General features: G+C 66.4%; 7 protein-coding genes. 3 read left to right on the plus strand and 4 right to left on the minus strand.

The annotated features are described in order from the left end of the window. Positions 1-283 (minus strand): NAD(P)/FAD-dependent oxidoreductase (locus tag Q8N40_RS16805; protein ID WP_305712603.1); only part of this gene is annotated, 283 nt, incomplete at its 3' end. A 179-nt stretch (positions 284-462) separates the two neighbouring features. On the opposite strand from Q8N40_RS16805, the gene Q8N40_RS16810 reads away from it, so the two are divergent. Together Q8N40_RS16810 and Q8N40_RS16815 are read left to right on the plus strand one after the other, a co-directional pair. After that, the gene (locus tag Q8N40_RS16810; protein ID WP_305712604.1) at positions 463-918 is read left to right on the plus strand and encodes a thioesterase family protein; all 456 of its coding nucleotides are present in this window, start codon (positions 463-465) and stop codon (positions 916-918) included. Positions 919-920: 2 nt separating this feature from the next. Next, positions 921-2,018 (plus strand): S9 family peptidase, encoded by a 1,098-nt coding sequence (locus Q8N40_RS16815; protein WP_305712605.1) that lies wholly within the window; start codon positions 921-923, stop codon positions 2,016-2,018. An 11-nt stretch (positions 2,019-2,029) separates the two neighbouring features. On the opposite strand, the gene Q8N40_RS16820 is transcribed toward Q8N40_RS16815, so the two are convergent. Both Q8N40_RS16820 and Q8N40_RS16825 read right to left on the minus strand, forming a co-directional pair. After that, positions 2,030-2,350 (minus strand): 2Fe-2S iron-sulfur cluster-binding protein, encoded by a 321-nt coding sequence (locus Q8N40_RS16820; protein ID WP_305321375.1) that lies wholly within the window; start codon positions 2,348-2,350, stop codon positions 2,030-2,032. Positions 2,351-2,478: 128 nt separating this feature from the next. Beyond that, positions 2,479-2,826 (minus strand): Hpt domain-containing protein, encoded by a 348-nt coding sequence (locus Q8N40_RS16825; protein WP_305712606.1) that lies wholly within the window; start codon positions 2,824-2,826, stop codon positions 2,479-2,481. 427 nt (positions 2,827-3,253) lie between these two features. Here Q8N40_RS16825 and Q8N40_RS16830 point away from each other — a divergent pair, with 427 nt between their 5' ends. After that, complete coding sequence (locus Q8N40_RS16830; RefSeq protein ID WP_305712607.1) at positions 3,254-8,887, plus strand: hypothetical protein; 5,634 nt, start codon at positions 3,254-3,256, stop codon at positions 8,885-8,887. Positions 8,888-9,094: 207 nt separating this feature from the next. Here Q8N40_RS16830 and Q8N40_RS16835 read toward each other — a convergent pair whose 3' ends face one another. Then, a complete protein-coding gene (locus tag Q8N40_RS16835) occupies positions 9,095-9,436 on the minus strand; it encodes a transposase (RefSeq protein WP_305319075.1) in 342 nt (113 codons plus the stop codon). Between the last annotated feature and the right edge of the window lie 30 nt (positions 9,437-9,466).

A 9,466-nucleotide genomic window follows, 5' to 3' on the forward strand; every position in this document is an offset into this window, starting at 1 on the left:
TCTTCTCGATCGTCTCCACCATCTCGTTGAGATGGAAGGTCGGGTTGAACGGCTTGATCTGCTCCATCAGCGCGTCGGTCAGGCCCTGGCCGGTGACGAAGGGAATGCCTGGAATGTCGTAGATCGGCTTTTCCGGATAGAGCTCGGCGCACTGGCCGCCGATCTTGTCGAGGATGTCGACGAGATGCGTCTTCATGTCGAGCAGGCCCAGTTCGAACACGGCAAACAGTCCACAGGGACCCGCGCCAATAATCAGCACATCGGTTTTGATCGCTTCGCTCATGTCAGCTTCTTTTCAGTTGAACCGTCGCCGGCCGGCCGGGGGTGCCTTTGGGCTGCGCCTGTCTAGCCAACGCCGGGAGCAGAGGAAAGCCATAAATGGACTTCTGGCCTGCCCGGCAACCCCTTGCCGGGACTGCATAACTGGGCTGTAACGGCACGGAATGTCAGGAGATGGCCGCCGTGAACGCACCTGCCCGCCTCGATTCCACGCCTCGCCTGGAGGATTTTCCGTACCGGCTCACGGACAATGTGCGGTTCGCCGACCTCGATCCCAACCAGCACGTCAACAACGCAGTGTATGCGACCTATTTCGAAACCGGCCGCGTCACGCTGATGAAGGACCGCAGCTACGGGCTGATGCCATCAGGCGTCACCTGGATCATGGTCCGGCTCGACATGCATTTCCGCGCCGAACTGCGCTGGCCGGGCACCATCGAGATGGGGCTCGGCGTGGTGAAATTCGGCCGCACCTCCGTGACGTTCGATCAGGTGGTGTTTTCCGCAGGCGTCTGCGTCGCCTCGGCGCGATCGGTATCGGTGTTGCTGGACGAAATCACGCGCAAGCCGACGCCGCTGACGGACGATATCATGCGGAGTTTCCAGCCCTGGCTGCACCGCGGCTTCGACGGAAAATAACGATGCGCATCGCGCTGGCGGCCATCATGGCAATGCTCGCGGCGGCGCCCGCCGCGGCGGCGGATGGCTTCCACCGCGAGGATCTGCGGATCGCGATGGCGGCGGCCGGCCCCCGCGGGCTGGAAGCCATGATGATCCGGCCTTCCGGCACGAAGCGCTATCCGCTGGCGCTGCTCAGCCACGGCGCGCCGCGCGATACCTCGGCGCGGGAAGGCATAACGCCCAACGGCCTCTACGCGCAGGCCACGGAATTCGCCCGCCGCGGCTTTGCCGCCGTCGTGGTGATGCGCCGCGGCTACGGCGATTCCGATGGCCGCTATGCCGAGAGCAACGGCCCCTGCGATCGCCGCAACTATCTCGCCTCGGCGAGCGCTTCGGCCGCCGACCTGCGCGCCGCCGTCGATGCGCTGGGCCGTCGCGCCGATGTCACCACGCAAGGGATGATCGCAGCCGGTATTTCCGCCGGCGGGTTTGCCAGCATCGCGCTGTCGGCCGATCCGCCACCGGGCCTCGCCGCCGTGATCAATTTCGCCGGCGGCCGCGGCTCGCGCGGCGACGATGATGTGTGCGACGAGGACGCGCTGGTTCGCGCCTTCGCAACCCTGGGCAAGACATCGCGGATTCCGACGCTGTGGGTCTATGCCGGCAACGACAAGTTCTTCGGACCGCAGCTGGCGCGCCGGATGCATGCCGGCTTCACCGCCGCCGGCGGACGCGCCCGGTTGATCGAGGCGCCCGCCTTCGGCCGCGACGGCCATTCGCTGTTCTCCGCGGGCGGAGCCTCGATCTGGACGCCGATGGTCGATGGATTCCTGCGCGAGATGAATCTCGGCACCCGCGACCTGATCGCCGCGCCGGCCGCTGCGGCGCTGCCGCCGCCACGCCAGTTGGGGGAAAGAGGACGCGCCGGTTTTGCCGCCTACCTCGCCAGCGGCCCGCACAAGGCCTTCGCGGTGTCGCCGAGCGGCCACTACGCCTTCCGCGCGGGGTTGCGAACGCCAGCCCGGGCCGAGGAAGCGGCGCTGGCCGAATGCGCGAAACACGCGCCGGACTGCGCGTTGTATGCGACCGGCGATGAACTTGCCGGCCAGGGCAGATAACTAATGAAGGTTCAGGCCTGCCGCTCCGGGGTCGACACGATCAGGCCGTCGAGTTCGTCGCTGACCTTGATCTGGCACGACAGCCGCGAATTCGGCCGCACGTCGAAACCGAAATCCAGCATGTCCTCTTCCATCGGGGTCGGCGCGCCGACCTTCTCGCGCCAGGCTTCATCGACATAGATATGGCAGGTCGCGCAGGCGCAGGCCCCGCCGCACTCGGCCTCGATGCCCGGGATGGCGTTGCGGATCGCCGCTTCCATCACGGTCGCGCCGTTTTCGACGTCAATGATGCGGGTTTCGCCGTTATGGTCGACAAAGTGAATCTTGGCCATGATTGCTCGTTACTGCCGGGATGAAGAGAGGTCCGGGCAGTCCTATAACGGGTCGATCCGCTCTGCGCCAGCGGCCGGGGCGAAAACCTGCCGCGCGGTTGGCGCAGCGCCTTCGGACGGCGGCAGTATCAGGATCGGCGCAGGATCGCATCGATGGCGGCGCGCGCCTCGTTCACGGCATCCTTCAGTCCGGCAAGCGACGGCAAGGGATCGCTGTTCTTCTGAAGGGCGGCTTCCAGCCGTTGCGCGGCGTCGGCAACGGCGAAGGCGCCGATCGCGCGCGCCGAGCCCTTCAGCGTATGCGCCAGCGCGCCGGCTTCCGGGGGCAAGGTGGCGAGCGTGCCGATCAGGCTGACGGTCTGGGCCGCGAACATCGCCAGCACCTCGCGTTCGAGGCCGGCATCGCCGAGTGTCATGCGCCGGAGATGTTCGAGATCGATCGGACCGTCATCGGGAGCAAGCGGCGGCGATGGCATCCAGTCAACCTGTTCCAGATGAAGCGGCATGGCGAGAGCCCAAATCTCCCGGCGAAATCGGACCCGGGCAGCGACATTCCCGCCAGCCAAACACGAAATTGGTTAATGGAACGTTTGGCGCAATTGCCGCAAGTTCGCCTTGTTTTCGGCGAACAGTCGCCCCAATCGACCGCCCGGTCCGGGAATTTTGTGCACCCGTAAGGCGTTACGCGCCCCTGCTGTTAACGATGATTAAGATTGTATTAATCGCGGCCATTTCATTCGCGCGGCTCAGCCAATAGGATGTTTCCGGATGGTGGCGGAGAAGGCGAGCAGTGGGCGCGCCTTGGCTCCGCACGGGAAACGACACCGGTTTCGGGCTTGCGAGCGGGTTTCCAGCAAGCCTCGATCGGACGCGTAAAAAGTAAAACGAGGGCTCAGACTGAACATGGCGAACAATCCCAAAAAGGTCAAAGACCCCACCGAAGTCGCGCTTTCTGCCATTCAGGAAGCCCTCAACATCAGTGACGCGCCCCCGGCCGACAACACGCGCGGTTCGGTCCGCAGCGATGCGGCGTCCAATGCGCATTCGGCGCCGTCCTACGATGACAATTTCGACACCAGGAGTACCGACCGCCAGATCTTCGAGCCCATCGAGGAGCCGCGCTCGGCCCGCCGTGCCGCCAATGACGACCGCGAAACCATCGGCCAGATTCTGCAGGCGATCCAGAAGGGCCGCCCCGCCCGCAACGTCTATACCCTCGCCACGCTGTTTGCCGGCGTCTGGATCATCGGCTGCGCCCTTTTGACCTTCAGCTTCCTGCCCGCGCTGCAGGCGTCGATCGGCCAGGGTCCCGGCGGTACGCTGGTGCTGGCGGGCCTCGCGGCCCTGTTCTTTGCACCGGTGCTGCTGTTCTATTTCCTGGCAAGCCTTGCCTGGCGCGGCCAGGAATTGCGCATGATCGCGCAGTCGATGGCGCAGGTCGCGATCCGCTTTTCGGAGCCCGAAGGTGCTGCCTCCGACTCCATGGTCACCGTCGGCCAGGCGATCCGCCGCGAAGTCGCCGCGATGGGCGACGGCGTCGAGCGCGCGATCGCGCGCGCCGGCGAACTCGAAACCCTCGTCGCCAACGAAGTCTCGGCGCTGGAGCGCGCCTACAGCGACAACGAAGTGCGCATCCGCGCGCTGCTGCAGGATATCGCCCACCAGCGCGACAACCTGGTCGGACAGGCCGAGCAGGTTCGCAGCGCCATCTCCGGCGTGCAGATCGACCTGCGCCACGATATCGCGCTGATTTCGGATGCGATCGCATCCCGCGTCGATGAAGTCGCCAAGAGCATCACCGGCGCGCTGGAAGAACGCGGCGCGCACATCACCGGCGCGCTCAGCCATGCCGGCGACAACATGATCCTCGCGCTCGGCGAGCGCGGCGGCGACCTGCTCGACCGTCTCGAGGAAGCCAGCGCCGAAACCACGCGCGCCGTGCTCGACGCCTCCGAGCGCCTCACCACCAGCCTCAATTTCAAGACCGGCCACGTGCACGACGAATTCGTCGATCTCGCCGACCGCGTCCACGAGATGCTGAACGAGCGGATCGACCGCATCACCAGCGAATTCGAGCAGCGATCCTCCACCATCGTCGACGGCATTTCCGACCGCACCGAGCAGGTTCACGACTCGCTGAAGAATTCCAGCGACTCCCTGCTGCTGGAGCTCGAACTGCGCAGCGGCGATCTCGTCAACAAGATCGACGAGGCCGGCAACCGGCTGGCGTCGCAGATCCTCACCTCCGGCGACAAGGCCAGCGACGCGCTCGACGTCACCGTGAACTCGCTGGTGGCCAAGGTCGTCAGCCAGACCGAAACCGCGCACGACACCCTCTCCCTGCAGATGAGCGCGTTCGACGAACTGGTGCGCAACCAGGGCGGAGAACTGGCGGAGAAATTCGCGCGCGACTCGGGCACGCTGGGCGCACTGATCACCCGCCACATCTCGGAATTCGACCGCACCGTCAAAACCTTCGGCGGCGAAATCGTCGACCGCATGGGTCAGCGCACCCAGGACATCTCGGACACCCTGAAGACCTATGTCGACACCTTCGATACCCGTCTGAGCAGCAACGGCGGCGAGATCACCGCTTCGCTGGACCAGCGTCTGGTGCGGTTCGAGACCACGCTGGGCAGCCGCGTCGCCCATCTCGACACCTCGCTCGACAGCAAGATCGCATCCTTCGACACCTCGATCGAAGGCAGGATCAGGATGTTCGACGAATCGATCGACGGCCGCCTCAAATCGCTCGAACAGAATTTCGACACCCGCGCGAAGTCGGTCACGGAGACCATCGACAACCGCCTCGGCACGCTGGCCTCGTCGCTGACCGACGGCGCCTCGCAGGCGGTCAACATGCTCGACTCGCGCCTGACCCACCTCACCACGTCGCTGACCGACGGCACCGCGCAGGCGATCCATTCGATCGACACGCGCCTGACCTATCTCACGACATCGCTGACGACGGGCGCGGCCCAGGCGGTCGACGCCGTCGAACAGCGCATCACCACTGCGACGCAGACCATCGATGGCCGCAGTGCGCACCTGACCGACACCATCACCGCGCGCTTCCAGGAGATCCATCAGGGCATCGAAACCCGCGTCGGCGCGGTTGCCTCCGACATCGATATGCGCGTCGCCCAGTTCGAGGACCTGCTGGGTTCGCGCATCGAGGCCGTGGCAGGCCGCATCGAGAGCAGCGGCCGGCAGGCCAGCGAGGGCCTGATGGCCCGCGCCGAGGAATTGTCGTCCGGGATCAGGTCCCACGTCGAGGACGCGGAACGCTCGCTGACCAACCTCGTGGTCAACACCAGCGAGACCATTCAGACCGGCGCCCGCGCCGCGCAGCAATCGCTGCTGACCGTATCGAGCGACGTCGGCGCGCAGCTCAAGCTGACCTCGGGAGAAGTCGAGCGCGCCCTCACCGCTGTCGGCACCGGCGCGGCAAACTCGATCCTGATCAGCGCCCGCGATGCGCAGTCCACCCTGGTGTCGGCTTCCACCGAGGCCGCCAGCCAGATCAAGTCGCTGTCCGCCGACGTGGAGCGCACGCTCTCCGCCGCGGGCACGGCCACCGCAAGTTCGATCGTCGCCGGCGCCCGCGAGGCGCAGACCACGCTCGTCACCGCTTCCGCGGATGCGGCAAGCCAGGTCAAGTCGCTCGCAGCCGACGTCGAGCGTTCGCTTTCGATGGCCGGAACGTCCACCGCCGAAGCCATCACTGCCAGCGCGCGCGAAGCACAGAGCACGCTGGTCACCGCTTCCGCGGATGCGGCAAGCCAGGTCAAGTCGCTGGCCGCCGACGTCGAGCGCACGCTCTCGATGGTCGGAACGTCCACGGCCGAAGCCATCACCGCCGGCGCGCGCGAAGCACAGAGCACGCTGGTCACCGCTTCGATGGACGCCACCAACCAGGTCAGGTCGCTGGCCGCCGATGTCGAGCGTTCGCTGTCGATCGCCGGCACCTCCACCGCCGAGGCCGTCACCGCCGGCGCGCGCGAAGCCCAGACCACGCTGATCAATGCGTCCGCCGATGCGGCCAGCCAGGTCAAATCGCTGGCGGCCGACGTCCAGCGTTCGCTGTCGATGGCCGGCGCCTCCACCGCCGAGACGCTGACCATGGCCGGCGCCTCGACCGCCGAGGCGATCACCTCGGGGGCGCGCGAAGCCCAGAACACGCTGGTCAATGCGTCCGCGGATGCGGCCAGCCAGGTCAAGTCGCTGGCAGCGGATATCCAGCGTTCGCTGTCGCTCGCCGGCTCTTCCACTTCCGAAGCGCTCACGGCGGGCGCGCGCGAGGCGCAGACCGCGCTGGTCGCCGCATCGTCGGATGCCGCCAACCACGTCAAGTCGCTCGCGATCGATGTGGAACGCACATTGACGGCGGTCGGCGCCGACACCGCCGCTTCGATCCTGGCCAGCGCACGCGAGGCGCAAAGCTCGCTGACGGCGACCTCCGCCGACGCAGCCAGCCAGATCAAGGCGATCGCAACCGACATCGAGCGTTCGCTCGGCACGGTCACCGCCAACACCACCGACAATATCCAGACCAGCGCGCTCAACGCGCAGAGCGCACTGGTGGCCGCGTCGAATGAAGTCTCCGCCAAGGTCAAGTCGACCTCGGCCGAAGTCGAGCGCACCGTGCTCGCCGCCAGCGGCTCGTTCGGCTCCACCATGACCGGCAAGACCGACGAAATCGTCACCTATGTGCAGCAGCAGACCGACCGGCTGTCGCAGATGATCGACGGCAAGCGCGGAACGCTGGTCGAGGCGATCGGCGCGAAGACCAACCAGCTCCAGACCGACATCGACCGCGTCACCTCCGACGCCCTGAAGGCGATCGAGACGAGGGGCCAGGCGTTCTCGCAGACGATGATGACCAACGGCTCCGACGTCGCGCGGACCATCACGTCCGCCGGCGAACTCGCCACCGGCGCCGTCGCCAAGTCGCTGAAGGAGCTCGAGCAGTCCTCGCGCGCGGCGATCGACCAGTCGCGTCAGGTATCGATCGCGGCCGTCACCGAAATGCAGGAGACCAGCAAGATCCTGCGCACCGACACCGTCGCCCTGTTCGAGCGGCTGCGTGAAGGCAACATCCTGCTGCAGGAAGTGCTGACCGGCGCGCATGACAACCTCAACTCGCTGGAGCGCGCCCTGGTGACCCGCGTGGCCGACTTCGTGTCCGCCATGAACGACGTCACCTCGCGCAACGGCGTCGCGACGCAAACGCTGGAAGACCAGCTCAGCGTCTTCAACGCCAAGACCTCGAAGGCGCTGGAAGACCTCGGTTCGCTGTCGAGCCAGTTCGAGCACCACGGCCAGGCGCTGGTCGAGGCCGCGGCGGTGGTCGAGCAGAGCAACCGCAGCACCTCCGTCTCCGTCGCCGAGCGCAAATCGGCGCTCGAATCGCTGGTCACCACCATCGACCTGCGCACCGCCGATCTCGATCAGCGGCTGTCGCGCTTCACCAGCCTGCTGGATGAATCGCTGGCGGCCGCCGAAGAGCGCGCCCGCGATATCGCCCGCGTGGTTGCGGAAACCGCCGGCGCGGGTTCGGCCGCCATCACTCATCAGTTCGAGGCCGTCAGGGCCACGGCCGAGGAAGAGCGCAGGCTGACGGCGGCAACCATGAGCGAGCTCTATCAGCAGGGCACGCAGGAAGCCGACGCGATGTTCAAGCAGTCCGCGGACAAGTTCGCCCACATGGTGGCGAGCATGAAGCAGATGGCGTCGGAAATGCACCACGAACTCGAAGCCACCCGCAACGAACTGCGCCGTGGCGTGCTGGAAATGCCGCAGGAGGCCGCCGAAAGCACCGCGCAGATGCGCAAGGTGATCGTCGACCAGATCGAGGCCCTGGCCGAGTTGAACCGGATCGTCGCCCATCACGGCCGCGGCCTCGACGTGGTCGCCACCGGCCGCGCCAGCGTGCAGCGCGAGGAAGAGCCGATGCTGGTCGCCGCCGGCGGCCAGTCGCGCCCCGCCCAGCGCATGGGCGGCAGCGCCGCATCGACCCTGCCGCCGCCGGACCTCGGTGGGCCCGCCCCGCGCCGCACCGAAGCGCCGCCGGTCAGCCCCGCCAGTTCCGACCAGGGCCGCGACGGCTGGCTGTCCGACCTGTTGAACCGCACCGATGCCGCCGGCACCGGCCAGCAGGCTCCGCGCCCCCGCGCGCCGCAGCCGGCGGCCGCGAGCGACAATCCGCTGGCGTCGCTGTCGCTCGACATCGGCCGCCTGATGGACCGCAATCTCGCCGCCGAAATGTGGGATCGCTATCAGCGCGGCGAGAGCAAGGCCTTCACCAAGCGGCTCTACACGCCGGCCGGCCAGAAGGCCTTCGACGAGGTCGCCCGCAAATATCGCGCCGACCGCGGCTTCAAGCAGACGGTGGACCGCTACATCACCGAGTTCGAGCGCTTGCTCGACGAGGTCGCGCGCGACGAACGCGGCCCGGCGATGCTGCGCAGCCACCTCACCTCGGAGACCGGGCTGGTCTACACCCTGCTCGCCCATGCGGCGGGACGGCTGGGGTAAGGCTGCGAATTGCAGATGTGAATGGAAATGGAGGCCTCACGGCCTCCATTTTGTTTTGGGACGCAGCTTGCGGCTGCGCGATACTCAACTCGCGACTGAACGAAAATCCCGATACACTTCCTGATGTATTCGGAAGCATCACCGTGAGCGACACCGACAAGAAGCGAGCACTGCGCACTTATCGGAGGCGGCAGTCCGTAGGGCGGATTAGCGAAGCGTAATCCGCCGCCATCGGTCCTCGCCACGAGCCCTGCGCGCTTCGCTCAGGCGTTCTCCCCTCGGCAGCGCTCGCGCGAATCGCGACTTGATCAATCGCCAGCGCACGGAAAAGTCGGCATCGCCAGGCGGCAGGGTCCATACTGCATGGATATGATCCGGCAGGACAACGACGGCATCAATGACAAACGGGTACCGCTTGCGCGTGTCCTCGAAGGCAACGCGGAGAGCGTCCACGTGATCGACGAGCAGGGTTTTCCGACGCTCAAGAAGATTGACCGTGAAGAACCAGCAACCTCCGGGTACGAATGCGCGACGGTAGTTGGGCATCATTCACGCTATCGATAATGGCGGATTACGCTT

The organism is Bradyrhizobium sp., from assembly GCF_030693485.1.
In the GTDB taxonomy this organism is placed as follows: Bacteria; Pseudomonadota; Alphaproteobacteria; order Rhizobiales; family Xanthobacteraceae; genus Bradyrhizobium.